Annotated in this window: 24 protein-coding genes; 5 read left to right on the forward strand and 19 right to left on the reverse strand. The window is 41.0% G+C overall.

The genetic code is table 11. From position 1 onward, the window contains the following. Positions 1-8: 8 nt before the first annotated feature. The 8 genes from LM917_RS00725 to LM917_RS00760 form a co-directional block, all read right to left on the reverse strand. A complete protein-coding gene (locus LM917_RS00725; protein WP_232695476.1) occupies positions 9-590 on the reverse strand; it encodes a hypothetical protein in 582 nt (193 codons plus the stop codon). Further along, complete coding sequence (locus tag LM917_RS00730) at positions 587-3,130, reverse strand: hypothetical protein (RefSeq protein WP_232695477.1); 2,544 nt, start codon at positions 3,128-3,130, stop codon at positions 587-589. Before LM917_RS00730 ends, LM917_RS00725 begins: the two co-directional genes overlap by 4 nt. Before the next feature lie 307 nt (positions 3,131-3,437). Beyond that, the gene (locus tag LM917_RS00735) at positions 3,438-3,818 is read right to left on the reverse strand and encodes a hypothetical protein (RefSeq protein ID WP_232695478.1); all 381 of its coding nucleotides are present in this window, start codon (positions 3,816-3,818) and stop codon (positions 3,438-3,440) included. A 15-nt stretch (positions 3,819-3,833) separates the two neighbouring features. Next, positions 3,834-4,286 carry a hypothetical protein gene (locus LM917_RS00740; protein ID WP_232695479.1) on the reverse strand — a complete coding sequence of 151 codons (453 nt, stop codon included), beginning with the start codon at positions 4,284-4,286 and terminating at the stop codon, positions 3,834-3,836. A gap of 3 nt (positions 4,287-4,289) precedes the next feature. Further along, a complete protein-coding gene (locus LM917_RS00745; RefSeq protein ID WP_232695480.1) occupies positions 4,290-5,627 on the reverse strand; it encodes a phage tail sheath subtilisin-like domain-containing protein in 1,338 nt (445 codons plus the stop codon). Next, a complete protein-coding gene (locus LM917_RS00750) occupies positions 5,628-5,786 on the reverse strand; it encodes a hypothetical protein (RefSeq protein WP_232695481.1) in 159 nt (52 codons plus the stop codon). It abuts the gene before it with no gap. 3 nt (positions 5,787-5,789) lie between these two features. Further along, positions 5,790-6,233, reverse strand: a complete 444-nt coding sequence (locus tag LM917_RS00755; RefSeq protein ID WP_232695482.1) for a hypothetical protein — start codon at positions 6,231-6,233, stop codon at positions 5,790-5,792. Between the two features lie 195 nt (positions 6,234-6,428). Next, positions 6,429-6,668, reverse strand: a complete 240-nt coding sequence (locus tag LM917_RS00760; RefSeq protein ID WP_232695483.1) for a hypothetical protein — start codon at positions 6,666-6,668, stop codon at positions 6,429-6,431. 142 nt (positions 6,669-6,810) lie between these two features. Between LM917_RS00760 and LM917_RS00765 the strand changes: the two genes are divergently transcribed. After that, positions 6,811-7,194 carry a hypothetical protein gene (locus LM917_RS00765; RefSeq protein WP_232695484.1) on the forward strand — a complete coding sequence of 128 codons (384 nt, stop codon included), beginning with the start codon at positions 6,811-6,813 and terminating at the stop codon, positions 7,192-7,194. A 141-nt stretch (positions 7,195-7,335) separates the two neighbouring features. On the opposite strand, the gene LM917_RS00770 is transcribed toward LM917_RS00765, so the two are convergent. Beyond that, a complete protein-coding gene (locus LM917_RS00770; RefSeq protein WP_232695485.1) occupies positions 7,336-7,866 on the reverse strand; it encodes a sigma-70 family RNA polymerase sigma factor in 531 nt (176 codons plus the stop codon). 178 nt (positions 7,867-8,044) lie between these two features. Continuing rightward, entirely contained in the window at positions 8,045-8,218 is a 174-nt protein-coding gene (locus LM917_RS00775) for a hypothetical protein (protein WP_232695486.1), read from the reverse strand. Between the two features lie 231 nt (positions 8,219-8,449). On the opposite strand from LM917_RS00775, the gene LM917_RS00780 reads away from it, so the two are divergent. Together LM917_RS00780 and LM917_RS00785 are read left to right on the forward strand one after the other, a co-directional pair. Then, the gene (locus LM917_RS00780) at positions 8,450-8,839 is read left to right on the forward strand and encodes a helix-turn-helix domain-containing protein (protein ID WP_232695487.1); all 390 of its coding nucleotides are present in this window, start codon (positions 8,450-8,452) and stop codon (positions 8,837-8,839) included. A gap of 57 nt (positions 8,840-8,896) precedes the next feature. Beyond that, positions 8,897-9,448, forward strand: coding sequence for an ImmA/IrrE family metallo-endopeptidase (locus tag LM917_RS00785; RefSeq protein ID WP_232695488.1), 552 nt, complete (start codon positions 8,897-8,899; stop codon positions 9,446-9,448). Between the two features lie 92 nt (positions 9,449-9,540). Here the strand turns inward: LM917_RS00785 and LM917_RS00790 are convergent, their stop codons facing one another. The 6 genes from LM917_RS00790 to LM917_RS00815 all read right to left on the reverse strand — a co-directional run bounded on the left by LM917_RS00790 (position 9,541) and on the right by LM917_RS00815 (position 12,145). Beyond that, positions 9,541-9,930, reverse strand: coding sequence for a rhodanese-like domain-containing protein (locus tag LM917_RS00790; protein WP_232695489.1), 390 nt, complete (start codon positions 9,928-9,930; stop codon positions 9,541-9,543). Positions 9,931-9,954: 24 nt separating this feature from the next. Next, on the reverse strand, positions 9,955-10,227 hold the full coding sequence (locus LM917_RS00795; protein ID WP_232695490.1) for a metal-sensitive transcriptional regulator: 273 nt from the start codon (positions 10,225-10,227) through the stop codon (positions 9,955-9,957). Between the two features lie 64 nt (positions 10,228-10,291). Next, positions 10,292-10,774, reverse strand: coding sequence for a DsrE/DsrF/DrsH-like family protein (locus tag LM917_RS00800; protein ID WP_232695491.1), 483 nt, complete (start codon positions 10,772-10,774; stop codon positions 10,292-10,294). A gap of 121 nt (positions 10,775-10,895) precedes the next feature. Beyond that, positions 10,896-11,123 (reverse strand): sulfurtransferase TusA family protein, encoded by a 228-nt coding sequence (locus tag LM917_RS00805; RefSeq protein ID WP_232695492.1) that lies wholly within the window; start codon positions 11,121-11,123, stop codon positions 10,896-10,898. A gap of 107 nt (positions 11,124-11,230) precedes the next feature. Continuing rightward, entirely contained in the window at positions 11,231-11,812 is a 582-nt protein-coding gene (locus tag LM917_RS00810) for a sulfurtransferase TusA family protein (RefSeq protein WP_232695493.1), read from the reverse strand. A gap of 21 nt (positions 11,813-11,833) precedes the next feature. Beyond that, positions 11,834-12,145 carry a rhodanese-like domain-containing protein gene (locus LM917_RS00815; RefSeq protein ID WP_232695494.1) on the reverse strand — a complete coding sequence of 104 codons (312 nt, stop codon included), beginning with the start codon at positions 12,143-12,145 and terminating at the stop codon, positions 11,834-11,836. 280 nt (positions 12,146-12,425) lie between these two features. On the opposite strand from LM917_RS00815, the gene LM917_RS00820 reads away from it, so the two are divergent. Beyond that, positions 12,426-13,607, forward strand: coding sequence for an NAD(P)/FAD-dependent oxidoreductase (locus tag LM917_RS00820; RefSeq protein ID WP_232695495.1), 1,182 nt, complete (start codon positions 12,426-12,428; stop codon positions 13,605-13,607). Beyond that, positions 13,580-14,494 carry an RNA polymerase sigma-70 factor gene (locus LM917_RS00825; RefSeq protein WP_232695496.1) on the forward strand — a complete coding sequence of 305 codons (915 nt, stop codon included), beginning with the start codon at positions 13,580-13,582 and terminating at the stop codon, positions 14,492-14,494. Before LM917_RS00820 ends, LM917_RS00825 begins: the two co-directional genes overlap by 28 nt. Before the next feature lie 2 nt (positions 14,495-14,496). On the opposite strand, the gene LM917_RS00830 is transcribed toward LM917_RS00825, so the two are convergent. From LM917_RS00830 to LM917_RS00840, 3 genes are all read right to left on the reverse strand, one after another. Beyond that, positions 14,497-15,042 (reverse strand): GNAT family N-acetyltransferase, encoded by a 546-nt coding sequence (locus tag LM917_RS00830; protein WP_232695497.1) that lies wholly within the window; start codon positions 15,040-15,042, stop codon positions 14,497-14,499. Between the two features lie 225 nt (positions 15,043-15,267). Continuing rightward, positions 15,268-16,626 (reverse strand): sodium-dependent transporter, encoded by a 1,359-nt coding sequence (locus LM917_RS00835; RefSeq protein WP_232695498.1) that lies wholly within the window; start codon positions 16,624-16,626, stop codon positions 15,268-15,270. A 454-nt stretch (positions 16,627-17,080) separates the two neighbouring features. Further along, the gene (locus LM917_RS00840) at positions 17,081-18,865 is read right to left on the reverse strand and encodes a methyl-accepting chemotaxis protein (RefSeq protein ID WP_232695499.1); all 1,785 of its coding nucleotides are present in this window, start codon (positions 18,863-18,865) and stop codon (positions 17,081-17,083) included. Between the last annotated feature and the right edge of the window lie 95 nt (positions 18,866-18,960).

The raw sequence follows: 18,960 nt of genomic DNA on the forward strand, positions 1-18,960 counted from the left end.
TCCCTCCCCTAATGCTCTGGCGTATTGCGAAGATTTCTTTTCTGTTGAATTCTAGTTTTTTCATTGCTATTCGCACCTTTTGATGCTGTAGATGGTTTCTTCTTGGCTGTTTTTCCGCTCGTATTTGGTCTTGTCTTTTGAGTTTGGACAAGAATAACAGGCGGCTTTAACAGCTCCTTGTTATTCGACCATTGAAACAGCTCGTCTTTTAAAAAGATAGGTAGTTCAATTGATCCATAATAATCTGTATTGACGCCTTTAAAGACCCCATCTACTGGACCAATCAAGACATTCCAGGCTAAATTCAGCTCTTCAATAGTTAGCAGAACTTCCTTGCCGGAAATACGATCCAAACCAGCTAGCCATTCCCTTGGTCCCTTATATCCCTCTACTTCAATTAAAGGAGAGCTTATATCTCCTGGCAGCCAAAAATCAAAAGAAATAGACTTGGCACGATGGGCAGCAAGTCTATTCTTGGTATAGAGTGAGATATTTGTCGTGCTTTCCGTGTCATTCCCATAACCTTTGACACTTATTTCTGCCGGGGTGACAGGAAAAGTTAGCCGATACTTGCCTTGCAAACGTATCATGCCAATCCCCCTTTTGTTTCAACGGCATCAATGATCGCTTTTTCTACAATCCATTTTATTTCAGAACCGACTTTTGGATCTTTTAGCATCTGTAGCATCCCTGCGATATCTTGCAAGACTCCCTCTGCCTGTAACGTGATAGGCAAGGAGGGAATCGTGACAGAGACCAGTTTAGCCTTCTCCTGGTTTTTTATCGCTGGACTTGTGTTCGGTGCATGTAAAGCCGGGGAGTTCTGTTGACGCTCCTTATATTGGTTTACCTGCCCATCCCACCATGTTTTTACACCAGGGCTAAACTTTCCGTGAAGCTTACTCCCTAATTTTCCTATACTCGTATTTGCGAACAAGCCTTTTACACTTGCTCCGTATGACTGGAACATTTCTTTGGCAGAACGGTCAGGAAGAGAAGAAGCTATTGGTGGTTGTTCTTTTTCAGGTAAGGAAACAGGTTCAGATTTACCAAAACCAAAGAAGCCTTTAGCTTTGTCATAGAGTGCTCTTCCTCCCTCGGAACCAAGCACATTTCCGATGTACCCGCCAACCGCTGTTCCAATACCCGGAAGAACAAAAGTTCCAATTGTTGCTCCAATTGCTGCTCCTGCAGCCCCGCCTACTAGTTCAGAACCTACTCCTAGTAACGCATCCTTTTTATCCTCAGCTTGTAAAGCGTTTTTTACAGTATATGCATGTCCAAGCAGAGGGATTTTTTTACCGATTCGTTTTCCCCATTTGCCAAAAAAACCAGATCCAGAGTCCTTTGGAGTCTTTTTAGCCGCTGCACCAGAATCAGTAACGTCCTTCGGTGGAGTCGGTTTAGCTTTTTTCGAGGAATCTAACGTATTAGTACTAGCATCTTTATTGTTTTTTCCTCCACCAAACCATTTTTCTTTAATATTTGAAAAGATTCCTTTTGGTTTTTCACCTGGTTTGCCGCCTAGCTTTCCAGCCGTTTTTCCTTTGTTTTTCTCGGTTCCTTTCTTGCTACCTTTCTTGCTTCCTTTCTTTTTTCTCTTACCCCGATTTCCACCTATTCCACTACCTTCACAACAACAGCCTGAAAATGTTCCAGCCATTTTGCCACCAATATCTTTTCCTCTGCCAAACAGATTCTTACTAGCAGATAAAAAACTTACGAATTTATCAATTACCTTTAGACCTGCTAGTAAGCCTGCACCAGCTGCTAGTAATGGCCCAGGTAAAAAGCTTATACCAAAGATGGTTCCCTCCACCACCTTAGACAGAATCAGCATGGCGGGAGTAAGATCTGTGGCTATTTTATTACCCAATTCCATTAATTTTTGCTGAACCTCTATCTGAGCTTGCTGAATTTTAAACTGATCATTTTCTGTACTAGCCTTATATGCTTTGTCAGCCTCGTCATTAGCTACTTTCGAAGCAATTCCACCCGTTGAAATAAGACCAGCTGTTTCAAAAAAATCTGCATATTGCTTGCCAAATTCTGGACCACCAAGTTTTACTAGCATACTATCTCGCACTTTCTGATCCTTCAGAGTGGCTATCATAAGCATTAGTTGTCCCATACCTTCACGGTTTGCGGACTCATCTGACGAGTTTAAGAGCTCACTAAGCTCAGCAGACTGAACCTTTGCCTTTTCATTCGCTTCCTCCGAGGATAAGCCGCTTGCTTTATAGCCAGTGACAAATAACTGGACCAAATCTTCCTCGTTGCCCATTTTGTTAGCTGTATCCTTCAATGCCTTTGTCCCTGCTCCGGGAGACAGGATATCAAGGTTTTTCATTTCACCTACGAGCGTTGCTACTTGCTCAGGCGAATCAAAAAAGTTACCCATCTGAGGAGAAAATTCTACCATTGACTTGACAAAATCCTCATTAAACTGAGGTAATTCCTTACTCATATATTGAATGGAATTAGCTAGTCGATCAGCATCCGTTACATCTGTTCCCTTAGCTAGTGCATGTATCAGTTCAAGATTCTTGTCTGCACTAAGCCCAGTGGATTGCTCTAGCTTTGCAGCACGAGTAGCGTATGCTCCGCCGAATCGTACCCCATTCATTTGTTCACTCTTTATTGCCAGTTTGGTTGCTACTGCCCCTGATAGATAAGGATCTAACTTTCTGATTTCAGCAGTCGTCTCTTTTAGCCTTTTCTCATCTTCAGCCGTCTTGTCTTTTGCTCTGTATAAGGCTAGCTCCCTGTTTACTTCTTTCATGTCAGAAAGTACGGTAGAAAATCCTGCTCCAGCAGATAATGTAATGATTGAACCAGAAACTTCAACTAGTGAATTTCTTGCATCCATGATCTTTTTAAAGATGCCATGATCTACATCTATTTTAGGCTTAACACGCATATTCCCCACTTTTGTTAATTCCGTGCCTAACTTACCATACTCGGTACGAGCTTTACCTAACTCCTTTGTTACCCCAGAGATTTCCCTTTGCATCCCAGAAGAACTGAGCTTAATCTCTCGTTCAACACCTGAGATACCTTGCCTGATTTTTGCCATTTCACGCTTGATCGTAAATAACTCCGAGGTAACAGCAGCTGTTTCACTTCCCACATTGCTCACCTCCTCTTTCAACTTGAAGAAGTCCATTCATCTTAGAAAACTTGGCTTTGTCAAGCCTTTTGCGCAGGCAAAGCCTTAGTTGCACTTATGCAGATGAGAATTTTTTTAAATTCTTATCTGTCAAATAGAAAAAAGCGGGAGTACTACTCTTCTCCCGCTTCCTCTTCTACCAATTGACACGCAATGATAAATAATTTTTGCTTATATCGATCTACTTCATACTCTACTAAGTCCGACGGCACACCACGTCCTCGTAAAAAAGCCTTAGCTATATGCCAGGCTTCCCCGTCGGATCTGATTAGTTTTTTGCTTCTTCAATAGCTTCTGCTTCAGTTTGTCCCTGATTTACCCGACGAACTGCTTCTAGTAAGGCGGCATAAGCATCAATGTTATGATTAAACAATTTGCCAGGCAGTTCAAATTTATTGGCAGCCTTATAGGCACGAAGTAACTCTGGATCATTCCAGTTAAAATCGTGTTCGGTTGCTTTTACAATGCGTGCATCGTTGTAGCGATACCAGTCGAAATCATCTCCCTTGCTTGCTTCACGCTCGCATAGACGATTTTCAACTAGGTTTAACTTTCTTACGTTCCATCGTTCACCATCAATAATTTCTTCCACTTCTGTATGCACAACTGGTTCTGTCGCTTTTGCCAAGAATTTTTCTAGCTTGTTCATTGTAGCTCGCCACTCCTATTCTTCAATATATTCTGGTAATACATCCAGGAAATCTGGCTTTTTGTTGCTACGTCCTTTAATCTCATAGGTCGCATGATCTGTTCCGTCTGCTTTCGCTTCCCATAGAGTAATCTCTTCAGGATTCAAGTAGATATCGCTAATTCTTACACGCTCAGCATTTTCATTCTCTTTATCAATAGATTCCCCAAGAAGTTGCGGAATAACAGGCGTTTTACCTGATGTAATCTGATCAACACAAAAATATTTGAAGGCAGCGTTAACAGATGATACTTTTAAAGTAACTTCAACGTGCCAGGAATCTACGGTTTGCACAGCACCTTTTTGCAGACGCTTTACATCTCCATACTCCGCTTTCAGGGTAAGTTTACCCTCCAGTGTTCCGTAGATTGGGTCACCATTCTCATCATAAATCTGGCAATTTTTAAGCTTGATATCACTTTGACGCATATCTTACAGCACCTCCCATTCAATATCGAAAATCTCAATGGCATCTAGCGGTTTGGCGGCAAGCTTAAAGCCACGCTTGTCCCCTTGACCATTTTTCTTATCTTCAAAAATCCAGCCCGTATCAATGGCACCCTGATTTTCACGTACTTCCAGATAGGTTTTTACCGCACCTACAAACGTTGCTCCACCAATATCATTATTGTTGAGCTTACCTTTATACTTTTTACCAACCATTGAAATATCATTGACAATCTGGTCCAGAGTCATAGATACACGGATCTTCCCGAAGTCTTCACGTTCGCCTTGCTTCAGGGTGGTTAAGGTGTTAATTGCACTTTCGATCAGGTAGACATCACCATCTCGAACAGCAATTAGCGTACCTGAATTAAGGGCAGATTGAATATCGGAATGGCCCCAATCTTTAGTCGCTTTTTTCAAGGGAACTAGCTGCGCAGTGAGGGAGATATGTGCTGGTGTAGCAGCAATCATCCCAGCTACCCAAGCTGCCCACTCAAGACTAGCATAGTGAGTACCGTTATGATGCATACCGGAAATCGCGCAGTTTACGACACGTCTAGAATTCTGGGACAAAGAACGGTCCATTAATTCCTGCATGTTGGTATCATTTTCAATAGCGCCACCAATAACCAACGTACTTCGCTTGTTGTTGAACTTTTCTCGATCAAACACGAACTGCTTGGCCGCTGCTTGTACGGAAAGCTCAGCACTTGGCAGGTACAAAGCGTCAAAGTCAGCTCCCGATACAGCCTGCAAAAGAAGGGTAAAATCGCCTGCGGTAAGCTCCTTAACGCCTGTCGTTGCACCCTCTAAGGCAGTTTGAGCTTCAATTGCAATAGCTGCTTCACCGATTTTTTCCACTCGTACATAAATGGACTGCTTTGTTTTCGTCATGAGTTCATCATGATCAGCAAATGAGAACTTCTCCGTTTTAATCGGACCTGCAATTTGTAGTTCCTTCTTGCCCAATTCCGCTGTTGAATCTACGATCGTAATCATAATTTGATTACCTAACGTGCCTGGATACAGAGCTTCAATTGTAATGGAATCAGGTTGAGTATAGCTTGCAGAGGTTGCAGATGCTGAGGTCATTCGGTATCCCAAAATCGTAGCACCACTCTCCGCTGCCAATTCCAATGTATCCACCTTGCCGAAGGTCTCTTGAATTCGTTCTTCAAATCCCTTCATGGTTACCAGTTGGTTGGGGGCACCCCACTCAGCCTGATAAGGAACTAGTACAACACCGCTTTTTGGTAGTACTCGCTCCTGCGCCTTTGCTTTTAATTCAACATGTACACCTGCTCGTTCACGAATCAATCCCATTTATACTCCTCCTTTATAGTTATGAAGTCGAATTAGCACTTCCGTTTCTTGAATCAACTCTTTTTCTTCAACATCATAAAGTGCACCAGCAATCTCGAATCGTTCTGCGTTAAGTAGTCTCGCTGAATCGATCCAATCTGCTTTTGTTATAGATTTCAATTGTTATCCTTCCTCTACCATAAATTTCTGGATTTTCTCTACCTGATCCCTTACAACTGGTTGCAGATATTCGAAACGAAACGTTATTTCTGTTCGATCTCTCCTCGTAGAATCAATCCGTAGAGTACTAAGATCAACATCTATGAGAAGTCCGGTTGTAGTTCCCCGGTAGGAATATCTCCCGTTACGCAAGATATTGCTTAATGGAGAAGCCGATAATGGCTGGTACTTTCCATCTCGTTTCGGATAATGAAGAACAATGATTGCTTCTGTCATCACTTTTGTACTCGTTAAGCTGTTGCCCTTTTCTGTAACAGCCGTTCGTTGTACAAAAATCAGTTCGTTCTCTATCAGACTGCTCATCCACTCTTCCAAATTTGTCATAACTGGAAGAGTCGGGTATGCCTGATTTACTAGATCAACCAGCGTAGCTACATCTCTTTCCATTCCCTCACCTTCTTTTCTAACTGGATCAGCTCTTGTCTGTTTTTCGAGAAACACTCCTCTCTTCCATCGTGGAGATAATTTAGCTTTCACTTATAGGTGGCATTCGGCAGACAAGCATTGCTAGATTTCTTCAGATCATGCAAAAAAGTTGCGGGGTGTTCATTCGTAGATGGTCATTAAACCTTGTAAGTATCGCTATTTTGGCTGATTACGATGTCTTGAAAAAATGTGTTTTTCGAAATCTTGACTCTCCAGCCCCGCCTTCTGCAACCATCGCTTTCCCATTCGAAGCAACGGACCCTCTGGTTTTGGATGAGGGGTCGTCTCGCCGATCTCGGGCAATTCCACCTGCCTCACTTCATCCGGAATCTCAGGTTGCGCTATTTCTATCCAATCCTTTTCCATATCGTATAGCTCCCTTCTCTTACCCGCCAAGAGGTGTATTCTCCTTGATCCTGCCCCCAGCGTCATCTGTACATTCCTAGTTGCATGTTCTTCTACCAGTTGGACATACTTTGAAAGGCACCTGGATGCCGCAGCATATGAAAAAACAGCATGTTCTGGAGGAGAGATGCAGATGCATATACGTCAACACCAAGAACGGGCCTTCGCTCATCAGCAGCACGCACAATTGCACCGCTATCACGCAGATGCTCATCATCAGCAGGCCTTGTTCCACCAACAACAAGTTACGTTTCATCAAAACCAAGCTTACATGGGCTCTAACACACAACCCCATCATTTGTACAACGACCAACCTACTTACAACGAAAAGACAACGGCATACAACAATCAGGTTTCTCCTGCTGCTCTTGTCTACAAAGGACAGGTTTCGCCACAAGCGATACAATCCCTGAATCAATACCAAAACCCTTATCCAATGTCTAATAATTTTATCTCTCCGATGATAGCCCATACGACCGACAACCAGAACGCTTTGCAGCGCGACACAAAATTTTAATTTTCCAGCTTCAATCATATTGTGAAAGACAAACCCGCGTAATTGTGCGCGGGTTTTCTCTTTTTATCTATAAAAATAGGTGGCATTCGACAGACAAGCACTACTAACTTTTTCAGATTCGTTGAAAAAATGGCACCTCCATTATTTCTTAGAGATGCCAAATGGTTCTTCTTTTTTCAACTTCAAATAAGTAGAGATCTTTGCTTGCCCCCTTCTAATGTAGGTATCAACTGTTCCACGAGATACTCCCAGCAATTCAGCTATGTCATACTGACTAATACCTTGTCCATGTGCCATGATATAGCAATCTTTTTCTCTTTCACTTAACGTGGATAATGCCGACTCTATCTCACTACGCTGACTGTCAGTTATATTGGCAGGACTTCCTGCGTTGGTTCGATTGATATGGGATTGAAGCAGAATAGGGTCCATTAATACCTCGCGTTGATAGGCAGATCGTCTTTCAATTCCCCGCTTGTTCCCTGGACATTTTCCTGTTTCGAGCCAGGCGATTACATATTCCACGCTTCCCATCATTTCTGTGAGCAGCTCATACTCGCTCTTGCGGTTCCCCTTCTCGCTCAATTGTTCTGTCACAGTCTCTTTATACGTATCTCTCGCTTTTGCCAAGTTCTTTCTCGTTCTCTTATATTGCTGTAAAAGCTCTTGCATGGTAGCTCCCCCTTTCAGATAATTAGAAAACTTGGCTTTTCCAGCCTCTGGCGCAGATAAAGCACTTATTCAAATAAGAATTTTTATAAATTCTTATCTGTAAACAAAAGAGGGCACCAGGGACTAACCACTTTTTCAGTGATAAGTCTCTGGTGCCCTCCGCATTTCGGTCAGGCTATTATCTGTATCTTTTTCGTTTAGTAGCTTCGATATCTAGTAGCTTGTCATTTTGCGTGACAATCGTCAGCTTATGAAAAGCCTCCAGTTTCATATTATCCCGCAGCATCCCATCTTCCATGATTAAGACACGCACACCCTTTTCAACGGGGATTTTTACAAGTATATCGTTCATAAATAGCCTCCTATCGTCATCCAAGAAAGTGATCATAAGTTAATGATACATTTCGTATCATTATTCCCCAAAAAAATATCATACCTGTACATATCCTTCTTGTTTTTGTCCTATTTTTTATGAATCAAAAAGAATTTTGTCCCATTTCTTGATTATGAGATCATATTACGATACAATTTGTATCAAGTCAACCAGTATTATTAAATAGCTTGAAACATAGGTGGTGACAGTATGGGGTATGGAGAACGAATAGCAAAGCTACGGCTTGGAAAAAAAATGACGCAAGAAGAATTGGCAAAACGTCTTGGGATAACTCGTGCCTCATTATCTCATTACGAAAAGGACAGAAGAGAGCCCGATTATGAAACGACGGAGAAAATTGCAGATTTTTTCGATGTTCAGGTAGATTATCTATTGGGGAGAACTGATCAACATACATCTTCTATTCAATCTGAGAGATTCACGGAGAATGAGCTTCAAATACTGGAGGAAATGAAAAAGTATCCGGTTTTCTTTCATGATTTAGCTAGTGATCCAACTAAAATCTCCAAGGTCATGAAAATGTGGGAGTTTATCAGAAACGATATAGAAGATGATTCTGAAGAAGAGCCACAAGACTAATTCTGGTTACTGCCATTTTGAATATTAGATTCTATACGACAAACGGGAGGAAACGAAATGAAATTCTCTAGCATTCTTCCCCAGCGAACCCCTGCAAATCATATGGAACAAAGAGCAAATCAGGTACTAGAAAAATTCAATTATCGATACCCAGACCAAATAGACATTCAAGAAATCTGCCATTATTACAAAATTAGAATTAAAGCCTCTCCTGAAGAAGATCTCACCTATTCAATCTGTACAGGCCTGCGTCGGGGATTCATTTATGTTCCAAAAACGTGTAATTACTTGAGATTTAAAGAACTAGTTGGCGAAGAATTTGGTCATCTGTATTTGCATACCATAAGTCAGTTTCAAACAACAAAAATGCTTCTCGCTCATCAGGAAAGGCAAGCAAAGGATTTCTCATCCTTCCTGTTTATGCCCCTTCACTTGTTAAAAGAGATTGTTATTTCTCATGATCAGCCTGTTGATATCTCCATGCTAGCTGATGAATTCCTTGTTTCAGAAGAATTTGTCTACTATCGATTGTCGCTGATTTTTCCGGAACAGGCGCATGCGTTAGCGAGGAGCAAACAAGGATTTGGGTATATTAAATGGCTTGAGTAGTTGATTGACATGATAATAAATCCATACACTTTGTGAAAAAACCCGCCTTGACTCTATAAAGTCAAAGCGGGTCTATCCTGGTTGTGATGCAATTATTTATGTTTTAATGCCCAACGCCAGCCCGTAACTCCACGTCGCAATTGCACCAGATTCGTATATCCATTCTTCTTTAATATCTTGGCAGCTAGCTTACTCCGCATTCCGCTTTTACAGTATAGCAATACTTCTTTATTCTTGTTTATTTCATTCAATCTAGATTGTATTTGACCAACAGGAATATTGATTGCCGGTGCAATATAACCCGATTTATATTCGTCAGGCTGTCTTACATCAATTAGGACAACTTTACCTCTTTGGCTCATTTTTTCTTTGAATTCTTCAGCTGATACAGTATTCAAGCCTTTTACCGGACCAAAGCGCGTGTATAGGAACCAGGCAAGTAACGCATACAAAATGATAGTAAAGATCGTTGAAAAATCCATTGCTACATCCCCTTAAGCAATATCTTAGCGGCTTTTCACCAGTAATCTTACAGCTTCCTCAACCATTTTATCTGTGTTTCCACTGGATTCTTTTTCTTCAAGCAAGCAGCGTTGCAGGTTATCTACCACGATTTGTGCGATTGCTTTATCTGATGCATTTCGAATGGCAGAAAGCTGCGCTACTACATCTTTACAGCTTTTTTGCTCTTCCATCATGTTCAGAACACCGCGAACCTGACCTTCTATTCTACGTAACCGTTTTTTAATATCGTCACTATAGTTGTAATCTGTTTCCATTTTCGTATCCTCCTTTTTACACCTATCCGTAGGTATATTATATACAAAAATAAGAGGAAGAAAATTAAATAAATAGATTTACTTTCGCTTGGTTGGCATCGCCGAGATAAGCTGCTACTCCAGCATATTCAATTCCATCTAATAATTCTTCCTGTTTTAATCCTAAAAGATCCATCGTCATTGTACAAGCGACAAGTTTCACACCTTGTTCTTGTGCCAATTCAATTAACTGTGGTAGAGACAAGGCATTATGCTTTTTCATTACATGCTTAATCATTTCAGGTCCCATACCCATCATATTCATTTTGGATAATCCTAATTTCTTGGCCCCTCGTGGCATCATCCATCCGAATGCTTTTTCCAGGAATCCCTTTTTCACGTGAACCACTTCGTCCTTGCGCAGAGTATTTAATCCCCAGAAAGTGAAAAAGATTGTGACATCATGGTCATAGGCAGCAGCTCCATTCGCGATGATGAAAGCCGCAATCGCTTTATCTAAATCCCCACTGAACAGGACAATTGTTGTTTGCTCTTTTTTATTTTCCATTAGAACCTCTCCTTTTACACTACTCTTTTGCAACTTATAATATTTATCAAATATCCTTTCAACTACCATAGAGAGATGAAATATAAGCGAACACCTGGACAGTGCTCGCTTATTTCTTCCATTAGACTTTCTTAACAAGGAATTTATATATACCATTCTCTTCTTCATGTGATACCATCTCATGTTTCGTTTGCTTCACCCACGCTTGGAAATCAAGTAACGATCCTTTATCCGTGGTGTGAACTTCCATAATTTGACCTGGCTCTAGGCTATCCAAGGCTTTCTTTGCTCTAACAATAGGCATTGGGCATGCCAAATCTTTTGCATCTAAGAATAAATCTGCTTTCATCTTTTCAGTTCCTCCTCAGGTTTAGGGAATTTCTTTTTATACTGTTTTTTATCCAAATAATTCTTATCTATCGTGAACGTCACAGCGGTTTGGACCAATTTCCTCTTTTAGTTAGTCTCAACAGGTCCAGTCCACTCAGCCATCCCAGTTACTAGAGTTTTAATATTCGTGAAGCCTTTCTCTGCCAACAATTTACAAGCGATATCACTTCTATTTCCCGTACGACATACCACATACATTTCATCTGCAGGATGTAATTCACTTACTCTCTCTTCTAATACACCAAGCGGTATTGATTTTGCCCCTGGAATGCGACTAAACGCATATTCTGCAGGTTCACGAACATCTAGAATAACGATCTTGTTGTTACTTTTACGTTTTTGTTGAAGCTCCTCATTAGTAGCAGTATGAGGATATTTCTGTTCTTCCTTCGATTCATTGGAATTTGCTTTACGCAAGTAGTGGACAAGTACGTCTCCTTGTTGCACAGTTCCCAAATATTGATGCCCCGTATTTTTCGCCCAGCCTTGCATATCGGCTAGTGACCCTTTATCAGTAGCTTGCACCTCGATAACCTGACCTGGTTGAATCTCATCCATTGCTTTTTTGGTCCTTACGATTGGCAACGGGCAAGCAAGCCCTTTGCAATCAATTGTTTTATCTGCTGTAATCATTGATTTGTCTGACATTCTTCATTCCTCCGTTGTTTCCTACTCGACTTTTCCATGCCAATTCATCATGCCACCAACCATGTTATACAAGTTCTTATATCCCAAACTAGCTAAGAACTCACAGGCTTGACCGCTTCTGTTACCACTTCGACATATCATATAAAGGTTTTTGGTAGGGTTTAGTTCATGGATACGATTGGGTAATTCATGTAAAGGAATTGAGATTGCCCCTTCCATTCGTTCTTCTGCATACTCTTCTGGTGTCCGGACATCAATTAATTGAAGTTCATTTTCTTTCGCCATTTTGTTTTCTAATTCATTCGGGGTTATATTCTGCCAGCCACTATGCATAACCTGATATGTCCTCCTGATTTATGTTTAGGAATTTTGTATACATATACATCTATGGGTATATAATAAGATTGATTTTTTCATCTGTCAACACCCTAGATATTAGAAAACTTGACTTTGCCAAGCCTCTGGCGCAAGTAAAGCCTTAGTTGCCCTTATGCAGAGAGGATTTTTTATATATTCCTATCTGTTAAACAGCCCATTCTTTTTCATCCATGTCACAAAAAGAATCCTCTCCCCGTCATAATTGCAGAATTACGACAGAAGGAGAGGATCTCTCATGAAGCAAATAACCATAATTGTTGTTGGAGGCGGGTATGCAGGCCTGCACACTGTGGAATCACTGCGTCAAGCATGGAGACACGAAATCGGCACCCGGATTCGGCTGATTTTACTAGACAAGAATCCCTATCATTTTAGGAAGGTACTGCTAGTAAAAGCCCCTACACGACCTGAGGATCTACGAGTTCCGTTCAGCTCATATGGCTGGGATAACGTGGAAATATTACAAGGGGAACTATTTGATGTGATGTCTCGGCAACAAATAATTCAGTATAAAACTTCAGAAGGCAACACCGTAACGCTTCGATATGATCAGCTCGTCATAGCTGTCGGCAGTGTAATGAGAAAACCGAATGACGATCATGGAGGTATCGCTTTACATGAAGAGTCAGATGTAAAACAAATTCGTGATACGCTAGAATCACTTACCATTCAAGCCCTACAAACGAATAATCTAACTGAACGTGAAAACTTGCTACACGCTACCGTGGTAGGTGGTGGAATCTCTGGAATTGAACTAGCTGCGGAATTAGCATACTATTTACGAGAAAAAGGTAATACCCTTGGACTAGACAAAAATCGAATGGCAGTCAGTTTGATTCATTCCGGACAGCATTTATTCCCTGACTCTTCCGATAAAACCAGACATCTACTCGAACAAAAGCTTAATAAGTTAGGCGTCGCTCTCCATCTAAATACGAAGGCGATTCAGTTTAAAGACGGATTCGTGACGTTGCTCAATAGCCAAATTCCTACAGGTCTTTGCGTATGGACCTTGGGAACCTCTCCAGCTCCACTAGTAAAACAGATCGGATTACCTGTTCATGAAGACGGTCGCATACTGGTAGATGAAAGCTATCGGGTGAAAGGGCATAATCACATCTATTCGCTAGGCGATTGCACACGTATCATCGATCCAAAAACAGGGCAAGTCGATGGAATGAATTGTAAAGAAGCTACCCTTCAAGCTAAACTTCTTGGTAAGATAATGAAAGCTGATAGTTGTGGTGAACAGGCTCCAATTCACGAAGACAAATATGCGAAGTTTTTTTGTATTGCCCTAGGACCAAATAACGGTTTCTTGTGGAAAAACCAGTGGGGAATCGATTTTGTTCTCACAGGAAAGCTCCCCGGAAAGGTGAAAGAATACACATGGAAGATCGCCAGCTTAGTGAAATAGACACCTTATATATGGAATATAAAAAGTTCCTCTTCGGTCTGGCTTACCAAATGCTCGGGACCATATCAGATGCTGAAGACGTGATTCAAGATGTTTATCTTCGTATCCAACACTATGAACCATCTCAAATACGAAATGCCAAAGCATTTTTAGCTAAAATAACGCTAAACCGTTGTTTGGACCAATTGAGATCTACACAAAAAAAACGAGAACTTTATGTAGGGGCATGGTTGCCAGAGCCCCTACTGAAAGATCTCACGTCAAATGATCCCGAGGAGACCATACTTCAAAGAGAGAATATTTCTTATGCACTCTTGACCCTATTAGAGCAGCTAAATCCAGTAGAGCGTGCCGTTTTTCTTTTACGGGAAGTGTTCGACTTCGACTATTCAGATATTAATACTATTGTTGGGAAAACCCCTTCAAACTGCCGGAAAATACACAGTCGAGCCAAAGAGAAGCTCCATCATGAGGAACATTTGGCTAAAGAGCCAACAGAAACAGAGTACTTCGTTCAAATGTTTATAGATGCAATTCAATTAGGACAAATTGATAATTTCGTACAATTACTCACTGAGGATGCCGTTATGTACTCTGATGGAGGCGGTAGAGTGAAAGCAGCTGTCCGTCCTATCGTATCCAGGAAGTATATTGCCCAATTTATTGCTGGTTTATTGCATAAGAACAAGGAGTATATGGAGGCTGCTCAAATATACCCCGTTCAAATGAATGGCGAAACAGGTTTAGTTATTATCAATGGCTCCCAATTAGTAGGCTTTCTAGCATTACGGATTACCAACAATCAAATTCAGGAGATATATCTTATTCTTAACCCGGATAAATTAGCTCAAGTTGCTAAGACTCTGAATGTAACCGTTTCGGTTTAAGGCTAATGTGTATACTCTTTTTTAAGAATCGCAAATAGAACTGCATCAACAAATTGCCCTTTTTCAAAGAAATACTCTTTCATTAAACCTTCTTCTTTCATGCCTGCTTTCTCCAACAGTTTTCTCGAACTCAGATTGTCTGGATCGATGAAAGCTTCAATCCGATTTAATTGAAGGTTCATAAATCCATACTTGATAATGGCTTCAACCGCTTCGGTCATGATACCTTTACGCCAATACTCAGGAGTTAATTCATATCCGATCTCTGCTTTATAATGTTCCTTGCTCCAATTGTGATAACCGCATGTTCCTATGATTCGATCTTGATTTGCAAGTGAAATGCCCCACCTAATTCCTTGCTCTGCTTCAAAGCGTTGTTTCCAGAATTGGATTAAGTTGCTTGCTTGTGTGTGCTCCGTAAAACTCTCAAGATCATAATATTTTGTCACTTCATCTTTTGAAAAATAATGAAATAAGTCAGGTACATCTTCGTTTCTTAATTGTCGTAGGATTAGCCTGTTCGTAGTAAGTGTCGGAAATGATTTCATCTGTTCGTTTCTCCTTTTCAAAATTATCTGTTTATGAGCTGGTTGATACCTCTATGATAACCCAAATTTCCTCTGTAGCAACAAAACAGTCATGACCGTTTTGTTGGACCGCAAGCGGTCACATCTAATTTTATGAAAAACGTCGATACGTTTTTCACAAAAAAGCCCATCGACATGAAGAAAATGTGGATGGGCCTCTTGTTTATTACATTCTTCCTAGACGGTTTATTGGGTAAATCGAACAATCCCAATCACGTTTAGAAATACTAACACAATTAATAGTGGCAATACATAGCGCACCACCGCGTACCATATTCCAAAAAAGCGAGATGCTATTTTAGAACCACGCACAAATTCTGATTGTAGCAACTCTCTCTTCATCTTAAAAGAGACAAATAAAGAGATAAACAACGCACCTACTGGGAGTAACAAGTTACTTACCAGATAATCTGCTGCATCAAAAAAACTTTTATCGAATATCAGAACGTCTGACCATACTCCGTAAGATAAACATGACGGGATACCCAAGAGGAATACGCCAAGCCCTGCGTACCAGGATGCTTTGCGTCGCTTCTCCGGTTTTTTCTGGGTTAATGATGCTACGGTAATCTCCAGTAAAGAAAACGCGGAAGTAATCGTAGCGAAAAAGAATAAAGCAAGGAAACAAATCAAGAAGAAACCACCTAGTGGGATCTGACTAAAGACGGCTGGCAACACTTGAAATAATAACCCCGGTCCTTGTGCCGGAGAAAAGCCTAGAGCGAAGACAGCCGGAAAAATGGCAAGCCCCGCAAGTAGTGAAATCATAAGATTAAGGCTAACTACTGATACAGCGGAACGCGTAAGGCTTACGTTTTTATCCAGATAAGACGTATAGGTAGCCATCGCGGAAGCACCAAGGCTCAATGCAAAGAACGATTGTCCCATCGCAGCCAAAATAGTTGATGAATCAATGCGAGAAATATCTGGCTTTAAGAAGAAAACAATACCTTCCCATGCCCCTGGCAAAGTTAGCGAGCGAACCATTATAACAAGGAACAAGATAAATAAAGCGGGAAACATATATTTATTAGCTTTTTCAATTCCATTCTGAACACCGCGGGAAACGACAAGAATCGTAATTACAATAAATAACAATTGTGCTCCCAGGGCGATAAATGGATCTGAGATCGTCTCTGCAAATAAACCCTCGTAGGAAATGGCTGGATTAGAGAGTGCCCCTGTTAACGCCTTTCCGAAATAAATCAATATCCATCCACCAACGACACTATAGAAGGAAAACAGCAAAAAGCAGGTAACAACCCCCATTATGCCGACCCAATGCCATTTGGTCTTAGGTGCTAATTCTTTATAAGCAGATACCGCTTCTTTACCCGTACTTCGCCCAATGACAAATTCACATAGTAAAAGTGGCAATCCAATAAGCAAGGTAAATATGATAAACAAGAGGAAAAAGGCACCGCCACCGCTTGTACCAGCTACATAAGGAAACTTCCAGATAGCTCCTAAACCGACAGCAGACCCTGCAGCTGCCATAATAAATCCAAATCGTGATGTCCATTGTTCTCTGTTAGATTGACTCATTCTCTTCTCTCCTGACTCTCTTCTCTTCTAACTAGTCTAGACTTACTACGATAGACCCTATACAGTCAATCTAGTAACTGTCTGTTTTACTTTATCGATCAACCAAATCGATTCTTCGATTTCACTATTATACCGTATTCTTATAAGATTCCAAGTATTTATTATAAGAAGAAGTTAGTATGGTATTATCGTCACTTCAATTTAATTACGTGAAACAAACGAAGAAAGAACTTAGACTTCGGCTTTACAGGCAAAACAATTTATTGCTTCTAATCACCAAAAGATAGGTTGGTATTTATTGTCCTTGCAAATGATGATGGTGGCGGTGCTGTATTAACGAGAGAAACGAGAAAATTATTAATCAACCCTATCTGAAGTGTAATGGATGCATCTATCACAAAAAAAGGATAGATAAAGCAAAGTACACTCTGCTTTTATCTATCCTTGTCTATTATTATTCTGGTTTATTACTTAGATCACACGCTTGTGCTTCCTCTACCGTAAAGGAATCAACAGCCCTTTGTAATCGTTGTGCTGTCTCGTTTAAGGAATAAATTGATTTAGCTACATCTTCCATTGCTGTTACCTGATCTTGTGATGCATTGGCTACATTCAACGTATACTGCGATGCACTCTCAGCAATCCTTGATAGTTGTTCAATGGTTGCATTTACCTGTTGGGAACTGGCTGACATTTGCTCCGCAGAAGCAGATACATCCTCCACTTGCCCCGTAATCCCTTGAATGGAGAGCACAATTTTCTCAAATGCCTCTCCCGCACGCTCAGTTGTTTCAACAGTAGCAGCCACTTCTCTCTCACCTTTACTCATTGATTCCATGGCTTGCTGCGTACCATCCTGAATTCCCTGAACTAACAGCTTGATTTGGTCTGAAGATTCTTTGGACTGCTCTGCCAATTTTCGTACCTCGTTGGCTACTACAGCGAATCCTTTACCATTTTCACCTGCACGAGCTGCTTCAATGGCTGCATTCAATGAAAGCAGGTTGGTTTGGTTGGAGATGTCGGTAATGGCGCCTGTGATATGTCCTATTTCAGCAGAAACCTCATTTAATATGCGAATAACAGTAACTGCTTCCTGTACGGTTTGATTTAATTCACGCATCTGACTTACTGTGCTTTGAATGACTGTATTCCCCGATTCTGCCTCTCTGGAAACCTCTGTTGCAGACTCTGCAACCTTTCCTGCCGACTCAGCAATCCGCTGTATTCCCGTTGCCATTTCTTCCATTGATCGTGCGCTTTCTTGTGCACCATTCACTTGTGTTTCCGAACCAGCTGCCACTTCCTGAATGTCTGCAGAAATTTGTATAGATACCATTTTCGTTTGCTCGGCAAGTCTCTGTAATCGCTCTGAAGCAAGAACCATTTCATCTGTCGTAGTATGTATGCCTTGGACAACATTTTTGATACTATCCAGCATCGTGTTCACATGCCTCGACAGCATTCCCAGTTCATCATCTGATTTTACCGGTATACGAACAGTGAGATCTCCTCGCGCAGCCTGCTGGGTGACTTGCGATATGCTCTTAATCGGTTGAAGCCAGCGTCTAACCATCATGATACTTCCTGTTAGAACAATGATTGCCAAGACTACGCTGATTGATAAAGGAATTAATAAGTCGTTTATTATATTGCTTTTGACCATACCGTAATCGAATTCCACAGCCAGGATTGCGATCGTTTCATCACTCTTGTTCTTTACCAGAGTATAATATGCCAATCGTTCTCCATTAGGCGTCTCGTATGGTTTAGAAGTTAATTTAGCTGAACCTTTAAGCATATCAATTGCATTCCGCTCTTCAGGTGTCAGCTCCTTCAATGAATTAGGTTTCAAATCACCTTTCATGGTTTCCTGACTCGACATAATCAACTTCAAATAAGATTTGCCATCTTTTTCTTCCAAGTCAGGATAGAGGATATAGCCGTTCGAGATATATTCCGCTTTTAGCGCGTTTTCCATCTTATTGGATAAACCGATAAAAACGGTCGTATAGCCTGAGTTCTCTGCATTCTGTTCCGTAATGGAACGTTTTACCGCTTCAATTTCCGGCACAGACGAAGCCACCTGAATCTCAACTGTATTCGATATAGCTGAGAGCACTTGATCATACATTGTTGTCTGTCTATTAAATGACAATGCGATTGACACGGAGGTAAATAGAATGATGCCCACGGTAATGAAAGCAATCGCTCGAAACGACATGCTTTTGCTTCTCAAAAAAATCCCCCCATAATATAAAACTCTGCATGAAGATGAGTATTGACCATGGCAAAAAATCTACTCAAATGATAGATATAACAATGCAGGAGTAT

It is taken from the genome of Brevibacillus daliensis (genome assembly GCF_021245735.1).
GTDB lineage: Bacteria > Bacillota > Bacilli > Brevibacillales > Brevibacillaceae > Brevibacillus_B > Brevibacillus_B daliensis.